The following is a 25,343-nucleotide window of genomic DNA, read 5'->3' on the forward strand; positions in this document are numbered from 1 at the left end:
GGGCGGGTGACGGGGTCAGAAGTCGGAGTCGGCGAAGGTGGGTTCGCGGCCGTCGTTGAAGGCGCCGATGCCCTCGACACGGTCGGGGTGGACCGCGGAGCGCCAGTGAGCGTCCATCATGATCGCGATGGCCTCCTCGATCGGCTGTCCCTCCCCCAGGTGCACGGCCCGCTTCACCGCCTGGACCGCGGTCGGCGAGTTGCCGGCGATCTTCTCCGCGATCCGCAGCGCCGCTGACGCGAGGTCGCCGGGTTCGTGCAGCTCGTTGACCATGCCCAGCCGGTACGCCTCCGCCGACGCGATCGGGTCGCCGGTCATCAGCATCTGCAGCGCCTTGCCGCGCGGCAGCAGGCGAGGCAGCAGAGCCGGCGAGCCGCCTCCGGCCGCCAGGCCGAGCATCGCCTCGGGCTGGCCGAACGTCGCGGCGGTCGAGGCGATGATGAAGTCGGTGCTCTGCGCCAGCTCGCAACCGCCCCCGTACGCGATGCCGTTGACGGCGGCGAAGATCGGCTTGCGCAGCTGACGCACGGTGTACAGGGTGCGGTCGAAGGCCTGGCGCTGGCGCAGCCAGTCCTCCTTGGTCATCGCCTTGCGCTGCCGCAGGTCGCTACCGACCGAGAACGCCCGCTCTCCGGCACCCGTCAGGATGACGACCCGTACGCCGGTGCGCACCGCGATCTCCTCGACGGCCTCGGTCAGCCGGGCGCCCATCTCGGTCGAGATCGCGTTGTCGGCATGAGGGCGGTTGAGCGTGATCCGGGCGACCGCGCCGTCGGACAGGTAGTCGAGGAGGACCGAGGGTTCGGTCTCCTCGACGTCGGGGGCCGGTGGGGCGAAGTCGAGTGCTTCCCAGCGGTCGGTGCTCGAGGTGCTCATCTGTTTCCTCTCGGGGTGGCCGAGTCGTCGGGTTCCAGGTCGGCGAGCCAGCGCAGCGCGCTCAGGCTCGGGGCGAAGCAGTACTCGCCGCCGCGGGTGACGACGAACGGCGGCAGGTCCTGGAGCCGGCGCCGGATCGGTCGTTGCGGGATCGTGAACGTCCCGGCCTCGCGGTGAGGGCCGACGAGCGGGTCCGCCTCGAGCGGGGCGCCGATGAAGATCCCGTCGTTGAGCCATTGGGTCTTCACGAACTCGAACTGCCGTTTCAGGTGCGCACCGGCGAACACGAACATGATGCCGCGCTCGGCCCCGTCGTCCTCGAGCACACCGTCGGGCAGGGCCGGGCCGTAGCTGGTGCCACGTCGGATCATCCGGTGCAGCCGTACGTCGACGCTGCCCTCGTGGTCCAGGCCATCGCGAGGGTTGGCGCGACGCGCATGCGCACCGACGGGGCACTTGAAGCCGCGCGGGTCGTCGCCGTAGGCGAAGTCGTTGTTGCGGGACGGGTCGCTCCCGAGCTCGGGGTCGTCCCGTTCGGGCGCGAGCGCGAGCGGGGCTCCGCTCTGCCAGCGGCCGACCATCTTGGCGCCGAGAAGGTCCTCCTCCGCGCGCGACGCCGCACGCGCACGCAGATAGGCCCGGTACGCCGCCACCTTGGTGTGCAGCTTGCGGAACACGACGTACGTGCCGTTGCGCCCCAGCACCTCTGGTGTCGGCATCGGAGCGAGCTCGCCCGTCTCGTCCGGGTAGCCGAGGATGATCTCGCCGGCCTTGAGCGGGGGCTCGCGCGAGTCGGTCGCCGGTCGGCCGCTTCCTTCGACGGCCGGTTGACCGATGCCGTCCTTGAAGCCGAACGACGTCCGTCCCGTCGCCAGCTGGTAGCAGTCCTGGCGCCAGATGACCTCGACCCCGGACAGGTCGGCATGAACTCGGCGGGCCTTCTCGGCGACAGCCCGGAGCCGGCCCTCGTCCGAGGAGAGCACGGAGATCGCGACGTGGACGTCGGCGCTGCCCAGGGGCTTCTCCCAATGCTCGGGACTGCTCTCGCCGACGTCACCCAGGATCTCGGCCCGAGCCGCCATGCCCTGCCGGAACTCGGGCGCGAAGCTGTCGAGAGAGGCCTGGGACACGCCGAGCGCCTTCAGCCCCTGGTAGGTGAACGCGACCGTCAGCGAGGTCTCGCCCTTCTCGCTGGCCTCGCCGTCGGCGGCGAGGAGCCGGTGCATCCGCCGGACCAGCTCACGGCCGTCCCGGGGATCGTGGATGCTGAGCAGCAGGTAGACACCGACGTACGGCGAAGGGCGCTCGAACAGCGCACCGGACTGGATGTCGTCGAGCTCGAGGGTCACGTCGTCCATGTCAGTGATGCTCCGGAGGTTCAGGCGGGTCCGGGTTGGCCGCGGCCAGATACGGGAACGTCGTGGTGGCCGGTCGGCTGGCGGAGTCGACGCCGTCACGGATCGTGGGGCCATGACCTGCGTTGACGAGCTGGGTGAAGAGCGCGTCCATCACGTCGTCGTTCAGGGCCCGGCCTCCGCAGGTCTGGTGCGGCTCACCACGCCTGGCGGCGAGCTCGATCTCGAGGAAGGACCCGTGCTCGGCGTACGGGAAGGTGGGGTCGACGACCAGATAGTCGGCGAGGACGAGGTCGGTGAGCGGGTGGCTCCCGTCCTCTCCGAGAGGCCAGTCCCGCTTGCCGTCGAGACAGTCCCAGAACGCGAGGTTGGCATCCAGGCGTGCCCGGAACGCCCCGTAGTACGACTCGCCGAGGTGGAAGGCATCCTCCATGTTGTAGAGGTCGCGGATCTCCAGATCCCGGTTGACCTGGTCGAAGTCCTTCGGGGCCAGCATCATGTTCTTCACCTCGGGCCGGCCGACCCGTTCGATGCGGACGTTGAACTCGCCCCGGGTCAGGGTCTCGGCAACCACCCCGAGCATCCCGCCCGGCAGGAGATCCGCGTCGATCTCGACCACGATGCTCAGCACGTTCTTGCCGTCCAGGAAGATCGACCCGTCCTCGGTGAACGCGAGCTTCCGCGTCGCGATCGTGGCCAGTGCGGCGCGGGCGTCCATGATGAACGGGTCCCAGCGCGTTCCGGCGAAGACACGCACTCCCCCACCGGCACCGCCGGCACCGCCGGACTCGTCGTTGACGCGGAAGGCGACCTTCTCACCACCCGGAACCACGCAGCTGCCGTGCTGCTCGTGGCCCGGCCGACCGGTGGCCGGGTCCGACACGTGCTGCGGCGGGTCGAAGACGCAGTCGATGACCACCTCGTCGCCGCCCGGGACGAACACCCCGCTGGTCGAGCCGGCGGCAGGAGCACTCAGCGGCCGCAGCCGGAAGCGGTAGAGCAACCCCGCCGAGAACAGGTCGGTGGGTTTCGCCATCGGCAGGGTGTTCATCACCAGAACGAGGCGACCCGGGGAGTCGGGGCTCGGGAACGCGTAGAAGTCGGTGATGTCCGCGATCGGATCGGCCAGGGCGCGCGGCCCAGAGATGTGATCAGACACTGCTGCTCCTCGCCTCGCCCCGCTCGCGCGGCTAGTCGCCGGCCTCGTCGAGCAAGGGCTGCATCGCTGGGTGCTCGAGGATCTCGCCGGCCTGCGGGTGGTCGAGGACCTGCTGGAAGGCGCTGTTCACACGCTGTGCCTTACGGATCTCCTTGACCGTGCCGCCGTAGTTGCGGGCGTACGCCGCGGCGCTCTGCTCGGCTCCCAGGACGAACGAACGCACGGCCGCCAGGTCCGGCAGTCCGTCGTACCCCTCGACGTGGCTGAAGATCACGTCGAAGAGGGACAGCGTCGGACCCGAGGTGAAGAAGTCCTCCATGTACGCGTCCCACGGACCGTCGAAGCTGGTGATGAACGCCAGCCGGGTGTCGTCGTCGAACAGCACGAATCGCGCCTCGTGGATGGTCTGGATCGCCATCCCGTAGTCGCCCGGCCGGTAGCCGGGAGTGTTCTGGAGCGCCGACAGCGCACTGCGCAGGGACTCCGCCTCACCGGGTCTGACTCGGAAGAACAGACTGAACTCGCTCGTCGGCCCGACGCTCAGCCCCGGCTGCGGGGCGCTGACGTCCGATGTGGTCACGGGGTACCTCCGGGTTCTCCCGAGTCGCCCCGCAGCACACCGGACGACCCAGGTATCGAGCTGGACACTCCAGCTCTCCGACGGTAGGGCGACGTCCGCGCCACTCACCTCATCCGCTACGGATGACCCCGACTGGCTGCGACCGGTTGCTCACTGCGGCAGCAGCTGCAGCTCGCGAGCCCGCCTGACCGCAGCGTTGCGGCGGGTGACTCCCAGCTTCCGAAGGATGTTGCGTACGTGGGTGCGAATCGTGTTGACGGAGATGTACATGACGCCCGCGATCTCCTCGGTGGTCAGCAGGTTCGCCAGGTGACCCAGCACCTCCTGCTCCTTCTCCGTGAGCTCTTCGACCACGGGCGCGGAAGGGCGCGACGAGACGGAGGTCGGTGCCGGCTTGTTGAGGGACAACCTGCGTGACGGCGTCGAGATCTCGAAGAGCCATTCGTGCTCGGTGCTCAGCTGCTTGTCTCGCAGCAGCAGCTGGCGCACTACGGCGGGCGCCTCGTGGAACGGGCGCCGCACTCGTTCGCGCGCGGCCAGCGTGAGCGCCCGCTCGAGCGCCGCGTGTGCCCGCACCGACGCGCCGTCGCGGAGCCGGCGCGCGCACTCCGCCAGCCATCCGGAGACCTGGACCGGCGCAGCAGCCCGCTTGGACAGGACCGTCGACATCGCGGCGTCGGCGGCGTCCGGATCCCCCAGCTGGAGGTGCGCGAGCCCGAGCACGAGGGCCGCCTCCGGCTCGTCGTCGAGGTCCTCGACGACGACCGCGGCCGCCGGCTCACCAGCGGCGACCCGGACGTGCGCGAGCTCGATACGTAGCTGCTCACCCAGCCAGCCACGCTCGTCCATGAAACCCGCGGCCGCCTGCTCCAGGCCGCTGAGCGCGCCCAGGCGGTCGCCATGCGCCACCTGGAGGCGCGCCCTGACGATCGCCAGGAAAGCGTGCGGCACCGGATCCCGCAGCGGCCGGTCCAACCGCTCGACCGCGTGAACGTGCTCCGTTGCCGCGCGCAGGTCGTACCGCTCCATCTCCACCCAGCCGAGTGCGACCCGGGCCGCAGCCGACCGGTCTCCTGCGTTGACACCGCCGCGCTCGGCGGCAGCGATCGCTCGAGCCCCGAGCTTCGCAGCCCTGGAGAGCTTGCCCCGGCAGCAGGCGATGACCGCCTGGTAGCCCAGGCACTCCACCTGCACGGCCTCGGATCCGGCAGCCGCGGCTGCCGCGACGCCGGACTTGAACATCGCGTCGGCCGCGGCCAGCCTTCCCTGACGAAGGGCCGCGATGCCCTTGCTGAGAATGACGAGAGCGTCCAGCTCGGGATGGGGGTTGACCATCGGGCCGCGGTCCGGCGCCTCCAGCGCCTCTTCGGCCGCGGTGGCGAGCGACATCGCTTGGCTCGGGTCCTCCGACGTCTGCGCGCACACGGCTTCCAGCACCCGGACCGCGACGTCGGTGGCCCAGGGATGGGAACCTGATCCCTCACCCGACTCGGACTTCACCTGAGCCAGCTCGTCGGTGAAACCGGTCGTGTCACCGGCTCCCAGCGCGAGGGTCGCTCTCACGACGGTGGCGGCGGGGTCATCCAGCTCCGACGGCATCAACCGCAACGACCGGGTCAAGCCGGCTGTGCCGTCGTCGAGCAGGAGCTGGCCGACCGCCAGGTCCTCGACCACCTCTGCTGCCGCCTCTTCCCAGGCCTCGATCGCCACGAAGTGAGTGACGGACGCGGTGACCTGACCGTCGCGGGAGTACCACTCGGCCGCCGTCCGCTGCAGGCGATTCATCTCGTCGGGCGACTCATAGGCGAGGATGGCGCGCAGGAGATCACGGAAGAGCGGGTTGTAGCGGTAGCACCCGGTATGACCGGGCACCGGCTCGATCAGCACGTTGTCGCGGGTCAGGAAGGTCAACGTACGTTCGGCATCCGGGCCGCCGAGCGCCTCGGCCAGTCCCGGCTGGATCGTGTCGGGAACGCTTGTCGCCAGCAGCAGGGCCCGTACGTCCGGGCTCTGGGCGGCCAGCACCTCGCCAACCAGGTACTCCGCGATGTTCCCGGTGTCACCGACGATGTCTGCGACGGCGTCATCCGGATCCGGCCGCATCCGCAGGAGCTGTGTGCCGAACCGCAGCCCGGCCGCCCATCCCTTCGTCCGGAGGTTGAGCGCGTGCACCGAGTCCGGCGTCAGGGTCAGTCCCGCCTGCTGGGTCAGCTCACCGGCTTCCTCGTCGGTGAAGGCGAGGTCCGCCATCCGTACCTCGACGACCGTGTCATCGAGTCGGTACCGGTACAGCGGAAGCACCGGGTCGACCCGTGTCGCCATCACCAGCCGGAGACGATCGCGGGCGTGTCGCAACAGGAAGTCCAGGTCGTCCGCCACGTCCGTAGAGAGCAGGTCGTATCCGTCCACCACGACCGTCAGCCGTGCCGGATGGGCGCAGACGGTCTCCGCGATCGCCCGGCGAACCTGGCGGTCGAGCGGGCCTTCTTCCCCGCGGACCGTATCGGGTGAGACCGCTACCCCCAGGCTTTCGAGGCACCCGATGAGGCCGGGCCAGAACGCGGCATCCGCCCCGTCGAAGGTGATCCACGCGGTGCGATCCTGTTCCCCGCATGCCGCGACCCAGTCCGCCACCAGAGCCGTCTTCCCGGTTCCAGCGGGCGCGCTGACCAGCACCAGCGAGCAGGCGTCACTGCGATCGAGCATCTGTAGGAGGCGGGGTCGTCGGACGTACGCCGAGGGAATCGTCGGGATGCCGAACCAGCCATCGCCAGGGTGAGGACCCATCGCGTCGACGCGCCTCCTAGATCGAACCAGTGCGCAGAGCGCCCAACGGATTGAAACAGGGGGAGCGTCAGTCCCGAGGAGATATTTACGTTAGTACGACGCCCTGAGGCCGTACATAGTCCGTATGCGTCAGCTCGCGTGGGTCAGTGCAGCAGGACTTTCATCCAGGTCAGCCCCAGGCCGAGCAGCCCACAAGCTCCGGACGCGACCAAGGCCCGAGCCCACGAGCGGCCCGTCCGACGAAGCCAGAACAGAGGGACCAGAACCAGGAGCACGACGCCGGACCACATGGACCAGGCGATGGCCCGTGCGTCCTCGAGCCACCCGATCGCGCCGAGGAACAGGACGAGCAGCGGGACGAAGATGCCCTCGATGATTCCGAACTCGTGGCGCACTCCCGCGATGAGGACGCTGCGCCACGGCGCGACCTCCGAACCCGATTCGGCCAGCATCGAGGCGTACACGTGCACGGTCCAGATCACCACGCTGGAGACCGCGGCGAAGGCGAAGACCCGGCCGGCAGAGTCATCGAAGTGTGAGGCTCCGACGATGACGGCGATCACCGAGACGAGACCGTAGACGGCACCGGCGACCGCGCGAGGCCCGCGGCCGAGCCGCTGATCCTCGCTCGGGTGCGGCTCGCGGACCTCGCTCCCCACATCCTCGCTGTTCATCGGAGCCCAGCCACACGGATACTCTCCACCGTCAGCCCCTTCGCGTCCAGCATGCCCACGAGGTCGGCCATGCCCAGACCCGCGCCGGCAGTGGCTCGAAAGGTGGTGCATGACTGCCGCTCGACGGCGTCCGGTTGCAGCGCACAACGGAGCACCGGACCCAGCTCGCCTTCGACGGTCAGCTCGAACACGACCTCAGTGTCGGGCCCCGCCCCGCTCATGCCTCATCCCCCGTCGGGTCCTCGTCCGCCGTCCCGCCGATGAGCCGTCGGACCTCCACGACCTCGAGACCGAAGGTCCGAAGTCTCGCGAGGAACCCATGGAGCTCGGCTTGGTCTCGACACCGGCGGATCAACACGGTCCTCGTCTCTTGCGACGAGGTCTCGACGTCGGCGAACTCCAGCAGGACCTGCTGCGGAACCAGCCCGGCGACCCGTATCTCGAACGCCTGGGCATCGGCGGCAGCGGCGTTTTCCGGCTCCCGCGGGTTCTGATCCATGGTCTCCACTCGCTTCCCGCGCTCGGCACGTCCTCGGCTGCGTCGTGACTCTCGACCCCGCGTCCTTCGACGTACCGGCCGCATCATCGTCAGCCACGGCTGAAGCAAGCCTGATGCGGAAACAGCGACGGGGCGTCGTCCGTGGCGGATGAGGACCACGGCGTCGCCGGTGCGGCTACGCGCTCAGCTCGCTTGCGAAGTACTCGAGGGCTGTTGTGGTCTTGGTCTGCTGGTCACCCGAGATCTCCAGTCCGCGCTCGACCAGGAACGCCTTGAGCTCCGCGGCCACCTGGAAGGCGTTCGCGGGTGCGCATCTGGAGGACAGCTCGAGGATTCGGGCGCCATCCGGGTAGAACCACAGCTCGGCGACCAGCCGGCCGGCGTACTCCTGTGGTCTCAGCTTCTGCTTCAGCACGGTGATCGGGCCGAGCCGCACCAGATCGTCGAGCTCGACGTCCGAGGCTGCGTTGGCCCGGAAGAAGGCCTGCTGCTCCTTCGTGTACAGCTTGTGGATCGCACGCGTGCCCTCGGCGACCTGCTTGACGTCGGTCCGGCCGAGGGTCGCCTTCATCGAGGCCGAGCAGACGAAGCCTCCTGGCATCGCATCGACCTCGACGGTCAGGTTCTTGGACGTGCGCGCCGTCGAGACCTCGGTCGGGTTGACGGGCCGCACCTTCACGACGGAGTCGTCGTTCCGTCCCTGGATCCGACGCGCGCGCACGACGAGCCCGCATTGGTTGAGCGCCAGGTCAGCGGTGTCGAAGAAGAACACCTGCCGGATCTGGGCATCCAGCGGATCGAGCCTGAGGGCAGCCACAGCCCGAGGCCGTTCTGCGTTCGGCACGGTCATCTTGAGCTCGACGCTGTCGGCCTGCTTGGTCAGCCCGAGCAGCTCACTGAGCTTTTCGGCGGAGAGCAGTCCCGGTGGCTGGGTACTTGTGGACATGGTCGCCCACGTTCCCACCCCGAGCCGGCCGGGGCATCACCCCGGCCGGACGACTGGGAAGCGGGTGCCGGTCAGGGGGCCATGGCCTTCGCCTTGAGGGCGGCGAACTCCTCCGGTGTGATCGTCCCGGCATCGAGCAGCTGCTGGGCCTTGGCGATCTCCTCGGCGGGAGACGAGCCGGCGACCGAGCGGATGTAGTCGTCCTGTGCCGCCCGGACCTCTTGGTACGCCTGGCCCTGACGCTCCGCCATCCCCTTACCCCGGACGATCAGATAGATCACGGCGATGAGGAAGGGCAGGAAGACGAGACCGATCATCCAGACGGCCTTCATTCCACCGGAGACCGATTTGTCCCGGAAGAGGTCGGTGACGATGTTGAACAGGATCATCAGGTACGCCACGAAGGCGAAGGACACGATGATGAACCAGATGATGTCCCAGAAGCTCATGTGAGAAGTTCTCCTTCATTCGGGATGAGGCAGAGAATGCTGGCCAGCACCCGAGGTCAGCTCAGCAGCATGGGTACATCGTTGGCCCTGCAACTGGAGTTCCCTTCACCCGCAACGGGTGATCGTTGACTCCATTCGGCCTGCGGTGCCAGGGTGCGCGAGGTGCTCGGGCCGAAGCAGATGGGCGAGCCGTTCGGGTGAGATCAGGCCATGCTCGAGGATCAGCTCGGCGACGCCACGACCGCTGCTGAGCGCTTCGCGGGCGATCTCGGTCGCGGCGACGTACCCGATCTCGGGGTTGAGCGCGGTGACGAGCCCGATGGAGCGCTCGACCTGGGCGCGGGTCAGATCGCTGTTGACCGTGATGCCCCGGACGCAGCGATCGGCGAGCACGCGGCAGGCGGCAGCCAGGTGGGTGATGCTGCCGACCAACGAGTGCAGGATGACCGGCTCGAACGCGTTGAGCTGGAGCTGGCCGGCCTCGGCGGCCATGGTGACGGTGACGTCGTTGCCGATGACCTCGAACGCGACCTGGTTGACGACCTCCGGGATGACCGGGTTCACCTTGCCCGGCATGATCGAGGATCCTGCCTGGACCGGCGGCAGATTGATCTCACCGAGCCCGGCTCGCGGCCCGGAGGAGAGCAGCCGTAGGTCGTTGCAGGTCTTGGACACCTTGACCGCGACCCGCTTGAGCACGCCGGAGAGGTGGACGAACGCCCCGCAGTCCTGGGTCGCCTCGATCAGGTCCGGCGCGGTGACCAGCGGCAGACCGGTGATCTCGACCAGGTGACGACGGGCGATCTCGGCATATCCCGCGGGCGCATTGAGTCCGGTGCCGATCGCCGTCGCGCCGAGGTTGATCTCGTGCAGAAGCGTGACGGCCTCCTGCAGCCGCAGGCGGTCCTCCCCCAGCATCACCGCGTAGGTGCGGAACTCCTGACCGACGGTCATCGGCACGGCGTCCTGGAGCTGCGTACGTCCCATCTTGAGGATGCCGCTGAACTCCTCGGCCTTCGCGGCGAACGCGTCCTCGAGGACGCGCATGGCGTCGGCCAGCGCACCGACCGCGATGATGGTCGCGATGTTGACGGCGGTGGGGTACGCGTCGTTGGTCGACTGGCTGAGGTTGACGTGCTCGTTGGGGTGGAGCTGGTCGTAGCTGCCCTTGTAGTGACCGAGGAGCTCGAGGGCACGGTTGGCGATGACCTCGTTGGCGTTCATGTTGGTCGAGGTGCCGGCGCCGCCCTGGATGACGTCGACGACGAACTGGTCGTGCAGCGCGCCGGTGCGGATCTCCCGGCACGCGGACGCGATGGCATGCGCGCGCTTCTCGTCGAGGAGGCCGAGCTCGAGGTTGGCGAGCGCGGCGGCCTCCTTGACGGCGCTGAGCGCGTTCACCAGGTGCGGATAGGTGCCGATCGTGGTGCCGGTGATGGGAAAGTTGGCGCGAGCGCGGGCGGTGTGAACGCCCCAGTACGCCTGCGCCGGGACGTCGAGGTCACCGAGAAGGTCGTGCTCGCGGCGGGTCGGTCGGGTCATTGCATCTCCGTCGGATAGGTGCGGGTCGGGGTGAGCGCTGCGGTGGGGCGCAGGCCGGTGGGAGCGAACGGGGCGAGAACGTCGGTGGCGACGCCGCCCTCGGTCAGCAGCGCGAGCAGCGCGGGCAGGCGGGCCCGGTCGGCGCCGTCGGCGATCTTGAGCGCGAGGCTGGTGCCATCGGCCAGGGCGGCGACCTGGATCGCCTCGAACCCGTCCTTGGCCAGCAGCCCGGGAACTGCCTGCATCAGGGTGGTGACGTCACGGCGGCTGCCGGCGACCATCTCGGGGTGGCGGCGCATCGCCGCGGCGACCCGATGCTCGGCACTGCCCTCGGGGGCGAGCACGAGGCGTCGGGCGGCGCGGGCGAGCCCGTGCAGCGAGATCCCGAAGAGCGGGGTGCCGCAGCCGTCCGCGGTGACAGTCGCGACCCGTTGCCCGGTGAGGTCCTCGACGGTGGCGCGGACGGCGGCCTGCAGCGGGTGCGCGGGATCGAGGTAACGATCGTGCGCCCAGCCCGCGACCGCGCAGGTCGCGACCATCGCGGCGTGCTTGCCCGAGCAGTTGTGGGCGAGCCGGCTCCGCTGCCCGTCGGCACGCAGCCAGCTCTCACGCTCGACCGGGTCGTGCGGCAGGTCCGGCGGGTTCTGCAGGGCGTCCTCGCCGAGGCCGGCGGAGGCCAGCAACCGGCGCGCACCGGCCAGGTGGACCGCCTCGCCGGAGTGGCTGGCCGCGGCGAGCGCGAGCAGATCGTCGCTGACGTCGAGCCCGGCGCGCACCATCGCCACCGCCTGCATCGGCTTGGCCGCCGACCGCGGGTAGAACGCCGCCTCGATGTCGCCGACCGCCAGGCGTACCCGACCGTCGCGATCGAGGAGCACGGCCGAGCCGTGGTGGAGGCCCTCGACCATCTCGCCCCGCCAGACCTCGACCAGCGGCTCGTGGGCCGGCACCCGCATCGGAGGCGCGTCGGCGATCGGTCTGACCAGTTGGGGCAGGCTCATCACACCTCCATCTCGGAGGTGTCGATGCGGTCGCGGACGAGGAACCAGCCGCCGACCAGCAGCGCCAGCAGCACCGGCATCGCGAGCAGGGTGATCCGGCCGACGTGGTCGAAGAACATCAGGATCAGGACCAGGGCGAGGAACCCCAGCGCGATGAACTGCGGCAGCGGCGACCGCGGCACCCGGAAGGCGGGACGCTCGACCTCGCCGGCGCGGCTGCGGCGTACGAAGATCGTGTGGCTGATCAGGATGATCGCCCAGGTCGCGATGATGCCGACCGAGGCCAGGTTGAGGACGATCTCGAACGCCTGGGCGGGCACGACGTAGTTGAGCCCGACACCGAGGACGCAGACGGCAGCCGTCAGCAGGATGCCGCCGTAGGGCACCCTGTGCCGGTTCATCGCCGCGGCGAAGCGGGGGGCGGTGCCGGCAGCGGCGAGCGAGCGCAGGATCCGGCCGGTGGAGTAGAGCCCGGAGTTGAGGCTCGACATCGCGGCGGTGAGGACCACCAGGTTCATCACGTCACCAGCACCGGGCACGCCGACCCGGGACAGCACGGTCACGAACGGGCTCTCGTCGGCGGAGTAGGCCGACCAGGGCAGCAGCATCGCGAGCAGGACGACGGAGCCGACGTAGAAGATGCCGATGCGCCAGATGATCGTGTTGATGGCCCGAGGCATGACGCGGCGCGGGTCCTCGGTCTCGCCGGCGGCGACGCCGACCAGCTCGATGGAGGCGTAGGCGAAGATGACGCCCTGGATGACCAGGACCATCGGGAGTACCCCGGCGGGGAACATCCCACCGTGGTCGGCGATCAGCTGGGGTCCGGGGGTGGTGCCGTCGATGGGGTGGCGGGTCACGATGAGGAAGATCGCGATCGCCATGAAGACCACCAGCGTGGCCACCTTGATGAGCGCGAACCAGAACTCCATCTCGCCGAACAGGCGGACCGAGAGCAGGTTGAGGGTCAGCACGATCACCAGGGCCCCCAGGGCGAGCACCCATTGCGGGACCGGCGCGAAGAACGACCAGTAGTGGGCGTAGAGGGCGATCGCGGTGATGTCGGCGATGCCGGTGGTCGACCAGTTCAGGAAGTACATCCAACCAGCGGTGTAGGCACCCTTCTCGCCGAGGAACTCGCGGGCGTAGGAGACGAAGGCACCGGAGGACGGGCGGTAGAGGATCAGCTCACCGAGGCAGCGCACGACGATGAACGCGACGAGGCCGCACGCGGCGTACGCGATCGCCAGCGACGGCCCGGCAGTGGCCAGGCGCCCACCAGCGCCGAGGAACAGACCGGTGCCGATGGCGCCGCCGATCGCGATCATCGTGATGTGGCGCGGCGTCAGCGACTTGCCGTAGCCGTCGTCGCCGGCGTCGGTGATCTGTGGTGGGGCTTCGGCGCCGGTGGAGGATGGCAGTGTCATCGGGCGGAGGTCCTGTCGGTGGTGGGGTCGCGGACGATGTCTTCGAGCGCGCCGTCGACGTGCTCGAGATGGGCGCGCATCGCAGCCTCGGCGGTGTCCGAGGATCCGGAGGCGATGGCGTCGACGATCAGGCGGTGCTCGGCGTCGGAGGCCGTACGCCGCGTCTCGTCGAGCTTGTTGAGCAGGGCGGACTGGGTGGCGAGGGCCTCGCGAATCTCCTCGATCACCTTGCCGAAGACCGGGTTGGCCGACGCGCGGGCAATCGCGATGTGGAACAGGGAGTCGAGCGCGACCCAGACCGCGCCGTCCTCCTCGCGCTCCATCCGTTCGAGCAGGCTGCGCATCTCGTCGAGGTCGTCACCGCTGTGCCGAGCCGCGGCGTACCCGGCGGCCGGCACCTCGACATGGCGACGTGCCTCCACCAGGTCGCGTGCGGAGTAGCTGCCAAATGTCGGGTTGTCGGCGGCACGGTCGGAGACCACGAACGTGCCCCGTCCCGTCTGCGACTCCGTCATGCCGAGCGCCTGCAACGCCCGCAGCGCCTCGCGGACGACCGGGCGGCTGACCCCCAGGTCGCGGACCAGGGTCGCCTCGGAAGGCAGCCGGGTGCCGACGGGGAAGGTGCCCGACTCGATCTCCGAGCGCAGCTCGGCGAGGACGAGCTCCATCGCGTTCGCACGCCGAATCGGTTTGACTGTTTGCCTGTCTGACAGGTTCATGGCAGTGAGTGTGATGGGCGTCACCGGCCACTGTCAACCCGGCGCTCAGGAATCTCAGATGCGGCTGTAGAACTCGCGGTGGGCGCGGGCGGCGCGGTCCCAGGTGTAGCCGGCGGCGAGGTCCCGTCCGCCGGTCGGGTCCGGCCGGGTGTCCAGGACCTTGCCCAGCGCGACGGAGATCTCTGCCGGCGTCGTGGCGTAGGCGACGGTCTCGCCGAAGACCTCGCGCAGCACGGGCAGGTCGCGGGCGACGACGGGTACGCCGGCGGCCAGGGCCTCCAGGGCCGCGAGCCCGAAGCCTTCCTTGGTGGACACCATCGCGAGGGCGCCGGCCTCGGCGACCAGCGACGGGAGCTCGTCCTCCTCGAGCACTCCGGTGATCACGACGGGCACGTCCAGCTCGCGAGCCCGAGCGTCGAACGCCGCTCGGTAGTCGCGGTAGTCGAAGAGGGTCTCCCCGCCACCGAAGACCAGCGTCAGGTCGGAGTGTCCGGGGTCGGAGGCGCGCAGTGCGGCGTACGCCTCGAGCAGGTCGAGCGATCCCTTGCGCGGCTCGATCCCACCGAGGGCGAGTACGTAGCGACCCAGCCGCGCCCGCCAGGCCTCCCGTCCGCCGGCGTCGGCGGCGCCGGTCGCGAACCGGGCCGCGTCGACGCCGTTGGGGATGACCGTGGGTGTGAACCCCCATCCGGCGGCGACCTCGTCCGCGACCGACTGCGAGACGCAGATCCGGGCGTACGGCTCGACGACGGCCTTCTCGTGGCAGGCGGCGAGCTGCGGGGTGGTGAAGTGGTCGAGGTGGTGGATGGTGCGGATGCAGGGCAGGGCGGCGTTGGCGCTGATGCAGTCCTGGGCGTGGACGATGTCGTAGCGGTCCCGCTGCTGCGCGAAGGCGGCTCGCAGCACGCCGATGGAACGTACGATCCGCTCCCCCACCGACTCCTCGTCGCGGGCCTCGAAGGGCACCGCATGGACCGTGACGGCGGGGTCGACCGGCCGGAAGAACGCGGTGTCGCCGTGGCGGCCGAGGGTCCAGACGTGGACGTCCTCACCGAGCGCCGCCAGTGCCTCGGCCAGCGCCAGGGTGTGCACGACCCCGCCGCGGGGCCGGGTGGAGTAGGTCAGCAGCGCGATCCTCATCGCGAGGTCCCGGGGAACGTGTACGCCGTCGGGGTCAGCTCCTTGAGGTGATGCAGGACCCGCCGGGACCGGGCGATCTCCGCCTCGACGTCGATCTCCGCGACGGCCAGGCCGCCCTTGGAGGTCGTCCGGGCCAGGATCTCGCCGCCGGGACCGACCACCTTGGCCTGTCCCAGGAACCGCAGCCCGCCCATGACCCCGGTCTGGTTGGACGAGACCCAGACGACCTGGTTCTCGGCGGCCCGGGCCTGGTCGTAGAGGTCGAAGAGCCGCGACTGGCGGTCCTGCGGGAGCCGCGAGGCGCGGTCGGTGACCGAGGCCGGCCAGGCCGAGAGGCAGGCGATCACCGAGGCTCCGTCGAGGGCGAGGGTGCGGGCCGCCTCCGGGAAGGTCTTGTCGTAGTCGATGAGCATCCCGAGCCTTCCGACGGGGGTGTCGAAGGCCGAGAACCCCTCCCCCGCCGCGTAGACCAGCGACTCGCCGGCGGGCTGGTGCACCTTGCGGTGGCGCCCGAGCACGCCGTCACCGCTGAGACAGATGGCGGAGTTGTAGAGCCGCGCCTGGCCGTCGACGACGACCTCCTCGGCGTAGCCGAGACAGACCACCATCTCGCCGGCCATCGCGATCATCCGGCCGATCTCGAAGGAGTCCTCGTTCAGGGCCGGCGGCAACGCGTGCGGGTCGGGGTGACGCAGGTCGGAGAGGTAGCCACCGAGGGTCGCGTCGGGGAGCACCAGGAGGCGTACGTCGTTGCGCCGGGCGTCCTCGACGATCCCCTCGAGCTTGGCGACCGCGCGCGGCAGATCGCGTCCGAAGTGGGCCGCGACCGCCCCGATGCGTACCTTCGACATGCTCCTCAACCTATCCGTCCTCGGTCCTGGGTGGGTGGTGCCTCAGGCGACCGCCGCCGACGTGTCCAGCGGGCCGGGTGAGCGGCGCCGGGCCAGCTCGGCGGCGGGCTCGACGGTCCGAAGGCCCTGGCCGGTGATGGTGCCCGCGATGTGCTCCGCGTCGGCGGCGATGCCGAGGTATCGCCCCGAGCCCCAGGTGTGCAGCCAGGGCAGGCCGAGGAAGGAGAGCCCGGGGACCGCGGTGACGCCTCGGGTGTGGGTCGGGCGTCCGGTGCCGTCGAAGACACCGACCCGGACCCATCGGTAGTCGGGCCGGTAGCCGATCGCCCAGATCACCGTCGAGACGCCGGCCGCGGCGAGGTCGAGGGCGGTGGGATCCGCCTCCGGCTCCCAGACCGGGCGGTAGGGCTCCGCGGGTGGGACGTCGAGGTCGCGGGAGGCGATGTAGGCGTCGATGTCGCGGCAGATCGAGCGGTAGACGTCGTCGGCGGAGCCGAGTGCCTCCCGCAGCGTCGGCTCTAGCACGAGATCGGTCCCGGCCCCGGAGGCGAGCCGGCCGTAGAGGCGCATGCCCTCGGCCGCGAACTGGCGCAGGTCGATGTCACGGCCGCCGTCACGACCGGTGACGTAGTGGTTGGTCTTCTCCCGTGCGGCCAGTCCGCCCGGGTAGCTCGTGACCGGGGTGTCGTAGAGCCCCATCTCGGCCAGCCAGGTCATGCAGTCGCGGCCGCGGTGGAACCGGGCGACCCGGGGCGCATCGCCGATCGCGAGATGCACCTGGCGTCCCTCCAGGTGCAGGTCCTCGGCGATCTGCGCACCGGACTGGCCCGAGCCGACCACCAGCACCGCGCCCGGGCGGAGCCGCGAGGCGCTCTTGTAGTCGGCCGAGTGCAGCTGGTCGATGGCGGGGTCGAGCGCGGGCGCCCAGGCCGGGATGACCGGTACGTGGTAGCCGCCGGTCGCGACCACGACGTGCTCGACATCCCAGGCCTCGGCGCCGTCCGGGCCCTCGGCCTCGACGATGAAGCCGCCTCCCGCGCGCTGGGTCAGCGACGTCACCCGGGTGTGCTCGCGCAGCGGCGGGCCGAAGGTCGGCGCGTAGCCGGCGAGCCACCTCACCACCTCGTCACGGGTCATGAAGCCGTCCGGGTCGGTCCCGGCGTACTCGTAGCCGGGGAGGCGGCAGTGCCAGTTGGGCGTGACCAGGGTGAAGTTGTCCCAGCGGGTGTCGGCCCACTCGTGGCCGGCGGTGCCGGCTTCGAGGACGACGTGGTCCACGCCGTCGCGGACGAGGAACCAGCTCGCGGCCAGGCCGGCCTGACCGCCCCCGACGATCGCGACAGTGGCACGGTGCGTGGTCATCGGGACTCCTGCGGGTTCGGTGCGACGGGAAGAGGCGGGTGCATGGCGAGGACGGTGACGCACTGGCCGAACTCGTACGCGGCGGCGGAGGCCCGCAGCTGGTCGGAGGTCGCCATCGCGCTGGTGCAGGCGAAGCCGAACTTCGCCCGGACCCGCTCGGAGGCGGTGGCGAGGGCGGTGAGGCTGCGGTCGAGGAAGTCCTCGACCGCGTACGTCCCGCCGACCGTCAGGTGGTCGTGCACCACCAGCGAGGGTGAGTAGCAGTCCTCGACCCTGCCGTCAGGCCAGCGCACGGTGAAGGTCATCTCAGGCATGTCCCTCACCCACCGGGGAGAGCGGCTCGGCGGTCGCCAGCGTGGAGGGGTACGCCTCGGGCCGTCGGTCACGGAGGTGGAACATCGCCCGGCGCGCCGTCGCCAGTGCGCTGGGCACGTCGAGCTCGGCCACCGCCATGCCGGCCTCGACGCCGGTGGTCGCCAGGATGTCGCCACCCGGCCCGACCACCTTCGCGTTGGCGACGAAGCGGAGCTTGCCGAAGGTCCCGTGCTGGTTGGAGGCCAGCCAGACCACCTGGTTCTCGAGGGCCCGGGCGGCGTCGAAGAGGTTGAACCGCTTCGTCCACCGATCGTCCTCGATCGAGGCGCTGGTGGCGGTGCGTGAGGCCGGCCAGGCCGAGATGCAGGCGATCACCTCGGCGCCGTCGACGGCCAGCGCCCGCGCTCCCTCGGGGAACGCCTTGTCGTAGCAGATCATGGTGCCGATCCGGCCGGCCGGTGTGTCCACGCAGCCGAACCCGTCCCCGGCGGCGTAGTAGAGGTTCTCGCCGAGCGGCTGGTGCACCTTGCGGTGGGCGCCCAGCACGCCGTCGCCGGTGACGACGGCGGCGGTGTTGTAGCGGTCCGCACCGTCGGACTCGCACAGACCCACGACCACGGTCATGTCCCCGGCCAGCTCCGCGACCCGGCGGAGCTCGGGGCCGTCGATGTCCATGACGGGAGGAAGATCCTCGGGCGCCTCGTCGTGGCTGCCGTCGCGACCCGCCCCGAGCACGGAGAGGTAGCCGCCGAGGCAGGCCTCGGGGAGGGCGAGCAGACCGACGCCGGACTGTCGGGCTTCCTCGATGAGGCCGCCGATCTGGGCGAGGTTCTGGTCCACGTCCCGGCCGAAGCCGGCGCAGACGGCGGCCACGGCGGTGCCGGGTTGGGTGCTGGTGGTCATGTCGCTGGTCCTAGTCCGGTGACGGTGTGGTCGATGGCGTCGGTGACGGTGCCGTCGGGCCAGCGCAGGCCGACGCCTGTGCCGGGGACGAGCTCGCCGCAGACGGCGGAGGAGACGAAGCCGGGCAGCTCGGGCGGCACCTCGGTACGGCCGGGCGCCTCCGCGGTGAGCATCGCGAAGCCCGGGAAGCAGGTGAGCCAGTCCGCGGTCGAGGCGGCGGCCGGGGTGGGGACGGTGGCGACGTCGATGATCGCGCGGCAGCCGCTGGCCTCGGCCAGCATCCCCGCGGTGCCGACCATCCCGGCCATGCTGACGTCCTTGGCCGCCGTCGGGGCCAACGAGGGCACGACACCGGACAGCGCCCGCAGCTCGGCCGAGGTGCGGTGCGAGGACGAGTCCCACTGGCGGCCGCGATAGCCGGGCCGCCATCCTCCGCCCAGGTCCGCGCTCAGCCTCAGGAGATCACCGGGCGCTCCCCCACCGCCCGGGACCGGCCGCTCGGCGCGTCCCAAGGCGGTCACCGAGAGCGCGGCCGGGACGCCGAGCTGGGTGTGCCCGCCGAGGACCGGTACGCCCCACGCCTGCGCGGCCTCGGCCAGACCGCGCACGATCCGGCGGGCGAAGGACGCGTCGCGGGCTCCGATGGCGTCGAGCAGCCCGACCGGCGCCGCGCCCATCGCGGAGAGGTCGTTGACGTTGACGAGGACCGCGCACCATCCGGCCCACTCCGGGTCGCGCTCGACCATCGCGGGAAGGATCGCGTCGCAGGCCGCGACCAGGTCGCTGCCCGGGACCGGAGCCCCGTCGTCACCGCGGAAGCCGGGCGTCGAGTGACCCACCAGGGCACCGACCAGGTCGCCCAGCGGCGCCTTGGTGGCCTCGGACAGCTGCCGGATGCGCCTGACCGGCCACTCCATCACGACATGGGTCATGTCGTGGAGGTGGATACGCTCGCGCGGGATCCAGCCGAGCCTGCGGAACAGCGCCTCGTTCCGGGACTGGACGGTGGCGTCGAAGCGGAGCGCACCCGCCTGCTCGGACGCGGCGCAGGCCGCTCGGACGAGCGCCGCGCCGACGCCGAGAAGCTGGCGCGCGTCCTGCTTGACCGCCAGCCGGCTCCCCCGCCACCAGCCCACATCACGAGGCTGTCCCGGGTGACGGGCGGGATGGAGACGTACGCCGCCCAGGATCTCACCGTCGTCCGAGCGGGCGAGCAGCACGATCCGGCGGGGGTCGTCGTCGACGTCGTCGACGTCGGAGCCCGCGAAGAGGCCCTGCTCGGTGACGAAGACCTCCCGGCGCAGCCGGAGGTAGGCCTCCAGGTCGGCCGCGGTCTCGGCCCGGAACACGGTGTAGCCCTCGAGGCTCGGCGATCGGCGTACGGCACCGGTGAGGATGACGTCGTCGAGAAGCTCGGTCATGCCGACTCCTCCCCACAGGCACCGAGCGCCGAGCAGGCGCCGCACGAGGCGCAGCCGGCGGCCTGGTCGGCGCCGGCCATGCCAGCCCGGCGCAGGAGAGCGGCGACCCGCGAGGTCACCCGGTAGACGTCGGCGTGCGGCGGCGCATCCACGCCGTCGACGTCCTTCGCGAGGGTGCCCGCCAGCGGGCGGTACGGAACGACGAAGGGATAGACGCCCATCGCGATGAGCTCCTCGCAGCCGGCGACGAGCTCGTCGGGATCCTCGCCGAGACCGACCAGGAGGTAGGTCGAGACCTGGTTCCAGCCGAACACCCGGACCGCCTCGGCCCAGGCTGCCTTGTATTCGCTCATCGGTACCGAGCCCTTGCCCGGCATCCAGCGAAGCCGGGCCGACTCGTCGAGGGACTCGACGTGGATGCCGATCGAGCGGGCACCGGCGTCGTACAGCTCCTGGATCGAGGCGAGGTCGCCAGGAGGCTCGCACTGCACCTGGATCGGGAGGTCGGGGACCGCCTCGCGCACCGCGCGCACGCAGCGCGCCAGATGGGTGGCCCCACGGTCACGCCCCCGGGATGTCCCGGTGGTCATCACCATCTGAGTGACCCCGTCGAGCTCGACCGCGGCCTTGGCCACCTCGGCGAGCTGGGCAGGCTGCTTGACCGCGATCGTCGAGCCCTGGCGCAGCGACTCCTCGATCGCACAGAACCGGCAGCGCTCCTCCACGGCGTAGCGCGCGCAGGTCTGCACGACGGTGGTGGCGAGCACATTGGCCGAGTGCAGACGGGCGATCTTGTCGTAGGAGACGCCGTCGGCGGTCACCAGATCGTAGAAGCGGGGCCGGGCGACGGCCTCGACGCCGAGACCGGTGTCGGCCCCGTCGAGGAGCAGCTTGCCTCCGCGTACGGAATAGGGGCTGCGGGGGTTGAGCGGGATGGCCGCGCCGACCCCGTCCAGGAGGACGTGGCCGTCGTCGCTCGGTCCCGCGCCCGAGCGGCGGGCGACCGGGGCGTCGAGCAGGCGGATCCCCTGGATGGCGACGTCGACGCGGGTGCTGGACGAGATCGGCGAGGTCATGGCCGGGCCCTCAGAGGTTGTAGGTCGAGTTGATGATGGCGCCCTTGCGGGCGTAGTGGATCAGCGCGTCCTGGACGTCGAGCGGGTGCGAGGGCACGACGCCCTCGATCAGGTCCTCCTCGCGCAGGCCGTGGAGTCCCATCCCGAAGCGGCAGCAGAAGACGGTGCCGCCCTCCTTGATGAACGTCTCGATGGCGCCGTTGGTGTTGAGCTCTCCGGGGAACCCGGCGTCGCCCATCGTCGGGAAGCCACGGGAGGCCATGCACGCCAGCGTCCCGGGACCGTAGAAGTAGATGGCGGACTCGAAGCCCTTGCGCAGCGCTCGGGTCGCCTGCAGGACGGCGACGAAGCTGACGGAGGACTCGTGCGGGATGCCGTGGACGAGGGTGAAGTAGGTCTCCCCGTCCTCGGCCTGGTAGTCGGGGAAGATCTTGGTCGAGCCGTAGATGTTCGTGCCCGGCTGCTGCGAGGGGTGCGGGATCTCGCCGAGCGACTTGGCCATGTTCTCGGCGATCTGGGCGTCGATGTCAGCGGTGTCAGTGGTCACTGGGGTCTCCATGAGAGGTGGAAGGGGCGATGCGGGTGGTGGGGGCGAGCTCGTCGTCCTTGACGAGTGGCCGGCAGTCGAGCTGCCGGTCTCAGCCGTAGAGGGCTGAGAAGTTGTGGTGGAAGAAGGCGTCGGCGAGCTCGCCGTCACCGGCCGCGGCCGCAAGGCGGGCATGCTCGCCGGCGAAATCGCCCCAGGGCGCGTCGGTGGCGAAGAGGATGCGGTCGTGCCCGACGCCACGACGCTCGATCTCCTGGACCAGCCAGGACGGCGCGAAGCCGATCGCCCAGCTGGTGTCGGTGTAGACCTGCATCCCGGCCTCGATCCAGTCGAAGAGCCGGCCGCCGATGAGCTTCATGTGGCCGCTCATCCCGCCGCCGAGATGCACGAGATGGAGACGTACGTCCCGGGCGTAGCGCTCCACGAGCGTGCCGATCTGGTCGACGTCGGAGGCGGCGCCGGGCGAGGTGTGCACGTGCACGGTGAGGTCGTGCGCCCGGGCGGTGGCGAAGACCTTGTCGAGCTGCTCGAGGCACTCCGGGTCGGTGGGATGGCCGCCGAGCAGGAAGCTCGTCTTGAGCGCGGCCACGCCGTCCTCACCGGCGAGGGCGAGGGCCGCGTCGTTGCGGGCCGAGTCGGTGCCCTTGGGCGAGACCCACAGGCCGCACCGGATCCGGTCGTCGCTCTGGGCCGCCTCGATCGCCAGGGCGTTGAGGGCGAAGGCCGCATCCGGGTCGGGCACGCCGTAGTTCGGCAGCACCAGCGCCCGCTCGATCCGATCGGCGTCGAGGTCGGCGACCAGCTCCTTCACGGTGCCGCGCGCGGTGACGTCGGCAGTGATCGCCGGGCCTCCGTAGAACGGGTACGCCGGCAGCCGGCCGATGTGGCGGTGGGCGTCGTGGAGGGGCTTGGTCATGGCATCAAGCCTTCGGCCCAGCCGTTTCGGACTGGTTACGCCTGGAATACGGAACCCGTTTCGGTTCGTAAGTTCGAGGTAACCGCCTCACCCGAGTCAGGTGATGCGGCTGCGCGCCGGGGACGCTGCGATGGTGCGGTGCTGACCTGGCTGCGCGAGCGGATCACTCTGCCTCGCCACCTCTTCGATCGGCGTACGGCCGGGCGCGATGCCGCTGCCGGCGCCGTGCTCGGCATCGAGTCGGTCCCGGACGGCCTCGCCAGCGGTCTCCTCGCCGGGGTGAACCCGGTTGCGGGGCTCTACGGCTACCTGTTCGGGCTCGCCGGAGGCGCGCTGTTCACCGGGACCGCGGCGATGGCGATCCAGGGCACGGGAGCGATGGCGATCATCGTCGCCGACGTCGACCTCGATGGGTACGACGACCCGGTTCGAGCCCTCGCCACCCTCTCGATCCTCACCGGCGTGATCATGATCGTCGCCGGCGCCCTCGGCCTGGGCCGGCTGCTGCGCTTCGTGTCCAAGTCGGTGATGACGGGGTTCATCTCGGCCGTAGGGATCAGCATCGTGCTCGGCCAGCTCGACAACTTCACCGGCTACGACTCCCAGGGAGGCAACCGCGTCACCGCGGCGCTGGACCTACTCCTGCACCTGCACCGGGTCGACCTCGCGTCCCTGAGTGTCGGCCTGACCACGGTCGCCGGCATCCTCTTCCTGCAGCGCACCCGCCTGGGCGCCACCGGGCTGGTGGTGGCGGTCGCCGCCGGCTCCGCGCTGGCCGCCCTGCTCAACGCGATGGGCAGCGACACCGTGGCGCTGGTCGCCGACGTCGCCGAGGTCCCGGGCTCGCTGCCTCTTCCGGTGCTCCCCGACCTGTCGGCCACGATCGATCTGCTGCTTCCTGCCGCCGCGCTCGCGTTCGTCGGGCTCGTCCAGGGCGCCGGGGTCTCGGCGGGCTTCCCGAACCCGGACGGCACCAGCCGTCCCTCGCGCGACTTCATCGGCCAGGGAGCGGGCAACATCGCCTCCGGCCTCTTCCGCGGCGTACCCGTGGGCGGGTCGATGTCGGCCACCTCGCTGGTCGTCGGCGCGGGCGCCCGGAACCGGTTCGCGCTGCTCGTCGCGGCCGCCGTGATGGCCGCCGTCATCGTCCTGTTCGCCGGCGTCGTCGAGCTCGTCGCCATGCCGGCCCTCGCCGGGCTGCTGATCGTGGTCGGTGTCAGCACCGTCAAGCCGGCCAAGCTGATCGCGGTCGGCAGGACCGGGCCGGTTCCGCTGACGGTGATGCTGACGACGCTGGTACTCACCCTGCTGATGCCGTTGCAGTACGCCGTGCTGGTCGGGGTCGGGCTGTCGGTGCTGCTCTTCGTGATCGGCCAGTCCTCGCGCCTGGTGACGCGCCGGCTGGTGATGGGAGCGGACGACAGGGTCATCGAGACCAATCCTCCGGGGAGCCTCGGCGAACGCGAGGTCGTGGTGCTCCAGCCGTACGGGCCGATCTTCTTCGCCACCGCCAGCTCCCTGCGCTCGCAGATGCCCGACCTGACGCCGACCTCCCGCAGGTCGGTGGTGATCCTGCGGCTGCGTGGCGCCGACGACGCCGGCGCCACGCTGCTCGAGGTGCTGGGGACGTACGCCGCTGGGCTCGGCGACCTCGGCAGCAGGCTGGTGATCGTCACCGACAACGAACGGCTGGTGCGACAACTGCAGACCGACGACACGCTCGGCGCGGCAGGCTCCGTCTACCAGGGCACCGCGGTGATCTGGGAGGCCACCCGGGAAGCCTACGGGGATGCCCTCGCCTGGGTGGCCCAGGACGACGAGGAGCCCAGCGACCAGGAGCGGCCCTCCCCCAGGCGCGCCTACCGCGACGCGCACGAGGGCGACTGGCCACCGGACCAGATGGCCCTCTAGACCTCGCTGATCGCACGGATCGGCTCGTTCACCCCTTTCCGGCGATCACCGGCGCCTCCCGGCGTAGGCACCCTGGGATCGTGACGACCACTGCGGCCCCTGAGCACTCGCGTACGGACTGGCGCGAGCTGATCGCGATCCTGCTGCTGTCGGTGACGGCGATCCTGACCGCCTGGACCGGCTTCCAGGCCAGCAAGTGGAGCGGCGCCATGTCGATCTCCTTCTCGCAGGCATCGACGAACCGGATCGCGGCCGCTCGGGTTCGAGTCCACGGCCAACCGCAAGCTGTCGGTCCAGGTCGCCCTGTTCACGCAGTGGCTCGAGGCCTACCAGAGCGGCGACACCGAGCTCACCGAGTTCCTCCAGGCGCGCTTCCCGGAGCCGCTGGCGACGGTCTTCCCGGCCTGGCTCGAGGCCCGGCCGCTCAAGGATCCCGACGCTCCCGCCACGCCGTTCGACATGGAGGAGTACGTCATCCCCGAGTCCGTTCAGGCCGGCGACGCCGACCGCAAGGCCGACCGCAAGTTCGTCCAGGCGCTCCGCAACAACCAGCGCGGCGACAACTACACCGTCCTGACCATCGGATTCGCCTCCGTGCTCTTCTTCGCAGCCCTCTCCGAGCGCATGCGCCGCCGTAGCGCACAGTGGGCGCTGCTCGGTATCGGCGGCGTGGGGTTCGTGCTCCTGGCGGTCATCCTGGCGACCTTCCCCAAGATGATCTGAGCCCGGTCACCTGAAATAGGTGATCCTTCGCCATCTTTTGCCGTTTACTTTGAGAAGCATCGCAGTATGACCGGGCGGGTATTTTCCGCTCGTCCACGGCGCGGGACGCTCGTCAGCATGCTCTCCCCCAACGAGCGCACGACGCCGACGTTGGCATCTGAGCT

At 70.4% G+C, this 25,343-nt stretch carries 26 protein-coding genes; 2 read left to right on the plus strand and 24 right to left on the minus strand.

Annotated features, from left to right (window positions below):
- Window positions 1–15: 15 nt before the first annotated feature.
- The 23 genes from ABT304_RS16945 to ABT304_RS17055 form a co-directional block, all read right to left on the minus strand.
- Window positions 16–876 carry an enoyl-CoA hydratase/isomerase family protein gene (locus tag ABT304_RS16945; protein WP_350716828.1) on the minus strand — a complete coding sequence of 287 codons (861 nt, stop codon included), beginning with the start codon at window positions 874–876 and terminating at the stop codon, window positions 16–18.
- Window positions 873–2,234 carry a Dyp-type peroxidase gene (locus ABT304_RS16950; RefSeq protein ID WP_350716830.1) on the minus strand — a complete coding sequence of 454 codons (1,362 nt, stop codon included), beginning with the start codon at window positions 2,232–2,234 and terminating at the stop codon, window positions 873–875. Before ABT304_RS16950 ends, ABT304_RS16945 begins: the two co-directional genes overlap by 4 nt.
- Window position 2,235: 1 nt before the next feature.
- Window positions 2,236–3,390: a DUF4331 family protein gene (locus ABT304_RS16955; RefSeq protein ID WP_350716832.1), complete on the minus strand. Its 1,155-nt coding sequence runs from the start codon at window positions 3,388–3,390 to the stop codon at window positions 2,236–2,238.
- Window positions 3,391–3,421: 31 nt separating this feature from the next.
- A complete protein-coding gene (locus tag ABT304_RS16960) occupies window positions 3,422–3,970 on the minus strand; it encodes a hypothetical protein (RefSeq protein WP_350716834.1) in 549 nt (182 codons plus the stop codon).
- Between the two features lie 150 nt (window positions 3,971–4,120).
- Entirely contained in the window at window positions 4,121–6,676 is a 2,556-nt protein-coding gene (locus tag ABT304_RS16965) for a winged helix-turn-helix domain-containing protein (protein WP_350716836.1), read from the minus strand.
- A gap of 224 nt (window positions 6,677–6,900) precedes the next feature.
- Entirely contained in the window at window positions 6,901–7,431 is a 531-nt protein-coding gene (locus ABT304_RS16970) for a hypothetical protein (protein WP_350716838.1), read from the minus strand.
- Window positions 7,428–7,622 (minus strand): hypothetical protein, encoded by a 195-nt coding sequence (locus tag ABT304_RS16975; RefSeq protein WP_350716840.1) that lies wholly within the window; start codon window positions 7,620–7,622, stop codon window positions 7,428–7,430. The genes ABT304_RS16970 and ABT304_RS16975 overlap by 4 nt, the downstream gene beginning before the upstream one ends.
- 26 nt (window positions 7,623–7,648) lie before the next feature.
- Complete coding sequence (locus ABT304_RS16980; protein WP_350716842.1) at window positions 7,649–7,930, minus strand: DUF8691 family protein; 282 nt, start codon at window positions 7,928–7,930, stop codon at window positions 7,649–7,651.
- A 175-nt stretch (window positions 7,931–8,105) separates the two neighbouring features.
- Window positions 8,106–8,876 (minus strand): hypothetical protein, encoded by a 771-nt coding sequence (locus tag ABT304_RS16985; protein WP_350716844.1) that lies wholly within the window; start codon window positions 8,874–8,876, stop codon window positions 8,106–8,108.
- Window positions 8,877–8,947: 71 nt separating this feature from the next.
- Entirely contained in the window at window positions 8,948–9,325 is a 378-nt protein-coding gene (locus ABT304_RS16990; RefSeq protein WP_350716846.1) for an SHOCT domain-containing protein, read from the minus strand.
- Window positions 9,326–9,430: 105 nt separating this feature from the next.
- Window positions 9,431–10,867: an aspartate ammonia-lyase gene (gene aspA, locus ABT304_RS16995; protein WP_350716848.1), complete on the minus strand. Its 1,437-nt coding sequence runs from the start codon at window positions 10,865–10,867 to the stop codon at window positions 9,431–9,433.
- On the minus strand, window positions 10,864–11,868 hold the full coding sequence (locus ABT304_RS17000; RefSeq protein ID WP_350716849.1) for an asparaginase: 1,005 nt from the start codon (window positions 11,866–11,868) through the stop codon (window positions 10,864–10,866). Before ABT304_RS17000 ends, aspA begins: the two co-directional genes overlap by 4 nt.
- A complete protein-coding gene (locus tag ABT304_RS17005) occupies window positions 11,868–13,295 on the minus strand; it encodes an amino acid permease (RefSeq protein ID WP_350716851.1) in 1,428 nt (475 codons plus the stop codon). The genes ABT304_RS17000 and ABT304_RS17005 overlap by 1 nt, the downstream gene beginning before the upstream one ends.
- Window positions 13,292–14,014 carry a FadR/GntR family transcriptional regulator gene (locus ABT304_RS17010; RefSeq protein WP_350716853.1) on the minus strand — a complete coding sequence of 241 codons (723 nt, stop codon included), beginning with the start codon at window positions 14,012–14,014 and terminating at the stop codon, window positions 13,292–13,294. The genes ABT304_RS17005 and ABT304_RS17010 overlap by 4 nt, the downstream gene beginning before the upstream one ends.
- 54 nt (window positions 14,015–14,068) lie before the next feature.
- The gene (locus ABT304_RS17015) at window positions 14,069–15,154 is read right to left on the minus strand and encodes an MSMEG_0565 family glycosyltransferase (protein ID WP_350716855.1); all 1,086 of its coding nucleotides are present in this window, start codon (window positions 15,152–15,154) and stop codon (window positions 14,069–14,071) included.
- On the minus strand, window positions 15,151–16,005 hold the full coding sequence (locus tag ABT304_RS17020) for a carbon-nitrogen hydrolase family protein (RefSeq protein ID WP_350716857.1): 855 nt from the start codon (window positions 16,003–16,005) through the stop codon (window positions 15,151–15,153). Before ABT304_RS17020 ends, ABT304_RS17015 begins: the two co-directional genes overlap by 4 nt.
- 42 nt (window positions 16,006–16,047) lie before the next feature.
- Window positions 16,048–17,367, minus strand: a complete 1,320-nt coding sequence (locus tag ABT304_RS17025; RefSeq protein ID WP_350716859.1) for an MSMEG_0569 family flavin-dependent oxidoreductase — start codon at window positions 17,365–17,367, stop codon at window positions 16,048–16,050.
- Complete coding sequence (locus ABT304_RS17030; protein ID WP_350716861.1) at window positions 17,364–17,681, minus strand: MSMEG_0570 family nitrogen starvation response protein; 318 nt, start codon at window positions 17,679–17,681, stop codon at window positions 17,364–17,366. The genes ABT304_RS17025 and ABT304_RS17030 overlap by 4 nt, the downstream gene beginning before the upstream one ends.
- Complete coding sequence (locus ABT304_RS17035) at window positions 17,674–18,585, minus strand: carbon-nitrogen hydrolase family protein (protein WP_350716862.1); 912 nt, start codon at window positions 18,583–18,585, stop codon at window positions 17,674–17,676. Before ABT304_RS17035 ends, ABT304_RS17030 begins: the two co-directional genes overlap by 8 nt.
- Window positions 18,582–20,006 carry an MSMEG_0567/sll0787 family protein gene (locus ABT304_RS17040; RefSeq protein ID WP_350716864.1) on the minus strand — a complete coding sequence of 475 codons (1,425 nt, stop codon included), beginning with the start codon at window positions 20,004–20,006 and terminating at the stop codon, window positions 18,582–18,584. The genes ABT304_RS17035 and ABT304_RS17040 overlap by 4 nt, the downstream gene beginning before the upstream one ends.
- Window positions 20,003–21,082: an MSMEG_0568 family radical SAM protein gene (locus tag ABT304_RS17045; protein ID WP_350716865.1), complete on the minus strand. Its 1,080-nt coding sequence runs from the start codon at window positions 21,080–21,082 to the stop codon at window positions 20,003–20,005. Before ABT304_RS17045 ends, ABT304_RS17040 begins: the two co-directional genes overlap by 4 nt.
- Window positions 21,083–21,092: 10 nt before the next feature.
- Entirely contained in the window at window positions 21,093–21,629 is a 537-nt protein-coding gene (locus ABT304_RS17050) for an MSMEG_0572/Sll0783 family nitrogen starvation response protein (RefSeq protein WP_201451036.1), read from the minus strand.
- A gap of 91 nt (window positions 21,630–21,720) precedes the next feature.
- On the minus strand, window positions 21,721–22,545 hold the full coding sequence (locus ABT304_RS17055; RefSeq protein ID WP_350716867.1) for an amidohydrolase family protein: 825 nt from the start codon (window positions 22,543–22,545) through the stop codon (window positions 21,721–21,723).
- A 138-nt stretch (window positions 22,546–22,683) separates the two neighbouring features.
- Between ABT304_RS17055 and ABT304_RS17060 the strand changes: the two genes are divergently transcribed.
- Window positions 22,684–24,456 (plus strand): SulP family inorganic anion transporter, encoded by a 1,773-nt coding sequence (locus tag ABT304_RS17060; RefSeq protein WP_350716869.1) that lies wholly within the window; start codon window positions 22,684–22,686, stop codon window positions 24,454–24,456.
- 28 nt (window positions 24,457–24,484) lie between these two features.
- On the opposite strand, the gene ABT304_RS17065 is transcribed toward ABT304_RS17060, so the two are convergent.
- Window positions 24,485–24,667, minus strand: coding sequence for a hypothetical protein (locus ABT304_RS17065; protein ID WP_350716871.1), 183 nt, complete (start codon window positions 24,665–24,667; stop codon window positions 24,485–24,487).
- A gap of 248 nt (window positions 24,668–24,915) precedes the next feature.
- Here ABT304_RS17065 and ABT304_RS17070 point away from each other — a divergent pair, with 248 nt between their 5' ends.
- Complete coding sequence (locus ABT304_RS17070; RefSeq protein ID WP_350716873.1) at window positions 24,916–25,179, plus strand: hypothetical protein; 264 nt, start codon at window positions 24,916–24,918, stop codon at window positions 25,177–25,179.
- Window positions 25,180–25,343: the final 164 nt, after the last annotated feature.

Source organism: Nocardioides sp. NPDC000445, assembly GCF_040300245.1.
Taxonomy (GTDB): Bacteria; Actinomycetota; Actinomycetes; order Propionibacteriales; family Nocardioidaceae; genus Nocardioides.

Coding starts and splice junctions, on each gene's coding strand:
- ABT304_RS16945 (WP_350716828.1), bottom strand. CDS start 876: ATGAGCACCTCGAGCACCGACCGCTGGGAAGCACTCGACTTCGCCCCA.
- ABT304_RS16950 (WP_350716830.1), bottom strand. CDS start 2,234: ATGGACGACGTGACCCTCGAGCTCGACGACATCCAGTCCGGTGCGCTG.
- ABT304_RS16965 (WP_350716836.1), bottom strand. CDS start 6,676: ATGCTCGATCGCAGTGACGCCTGCTCGCTGGTGCTGGTCAGCGCGCCC.
- ABT304_RS16970 (WP_350716838.1), bottom strand. CDS start 7,431: ATGAACAGCGAGGATGTGGGGAGCGAGGTCCGCGAGCCGCACCCGAGC.
- ABT304_RS16980 (WP_350716842.1), bottom strand. CDS start 7,930: ATGGATCAGAACCCGCGGGAGCCGGAAAACGCCGCTGCCGCCGATGCC.
- ABT304_RS16985 (WP_350716844.1), bottom strand. CDS start 8,876: ATGTCCACAAGTACCCAGCCACCGGGACTGCTCTCCGCCGAAAAGCTC.
- ABT304_RS16990 (WP_350716846.1), bottom strand. CDS start 9,325: ATGAGCTTCTGGGACATCATCTGGTTCATCATCGTGTCCTTCGCCTTC.
- aspA (WP_350716848.1), bottom strand. CDS start 10,867: ATGACCCGACCGACCCGCCGCGAGCACGACCTTCTCGGTGACCTCGAC.
- ABT304_RS17000 (WP_350716849.1), bottom strand. CDS start 11,868: ATGAGCCTGCCCCAACTGGTCAGACCGATCGCCGACGCGCCTCCGATG.
- ABT304_RS17005 (WP_350716851.1), bottom strand. CDS start 13,295: ATGACACTGCCATCCTCCACCGGCGCCGAAGCCCCACCACAGATCACC.
- ABT304_RS17010 (WP_350716853.1), bottom strand. CDS start 14,014: ATGAACCTGTCAGACAGGCAAACAGTCAAACCGATTCGGCGTGCGAAC.
- ABT304_RS17015 (WP_350716855.1), bottom strand. CDS start 15,154: ATGAGGATCGCGCTGCTGACCTACTCCACCCGGCCCCGCGGCGGGGTC.
- ABT304_RS17020 (WP_350716857.1), bottom strand. CDS start 16,005: ATGTCGAAGGTACGCATCGGGGCGGTCGCGGCCCACTTCGGACGCGAT.
- ABT304_RS17025 (WP_350716859.1), bottom strand. CDS start 17,367: ATGACCACGCACCGTGCCACTGTCGCGATCGTCGGGGGCGGTCAGGCC.
- ABT304_RS17030 (WP_350716861.1), bottom strand. CDS start 17,681: ATGCCTGAGATGACCTTCACCGTGCGCTGGCCTGACGGCAGGGTCGAG.
- ABT304_RS17035 (WP_350716862.1), bottom strand. CDS start 18,585: ATGACCACCAGCACCCAACCCGGCACCGCCGTGGCCGCCGTCTGCGCC.
- ABT304_RS17040 (WP_350716864.1), bottom strand. CDS start 20,006: ATGACCGAGCTTCTCGACGACGTCATCCTCACCGGTGCCGTACGCCGA.
- ABT304_RS17045 (WP_350716865.1), bottom strand. CDS start 21,082: ATGACCTCGCCGATCTCGTCCAGCACCCGCGTCGACGTCGCCATCCAG.
- ABT304_RS17055 (WP_350716867.1), bottom strand. CDS start 22,545: ATGACCAAGCCCCTCCACGACGCCCACCGCCACATCGGCCGGCTGCCG.
- ABT304_RS17065 (WP_350716871.1), bottom strand. CDS start 24,667: ATGGCGCCGCTCCACTTGCTGGCCTGGAAGCCGGTCCAGGCGGTCAGG.
- ABT304_RS17070 (WP_350716873.1), top strand. CDS start 24,916: ATGGAGGAGTACGTCATCCCCGAGTCCGTTCAGGCCGGCGACGCCGAC.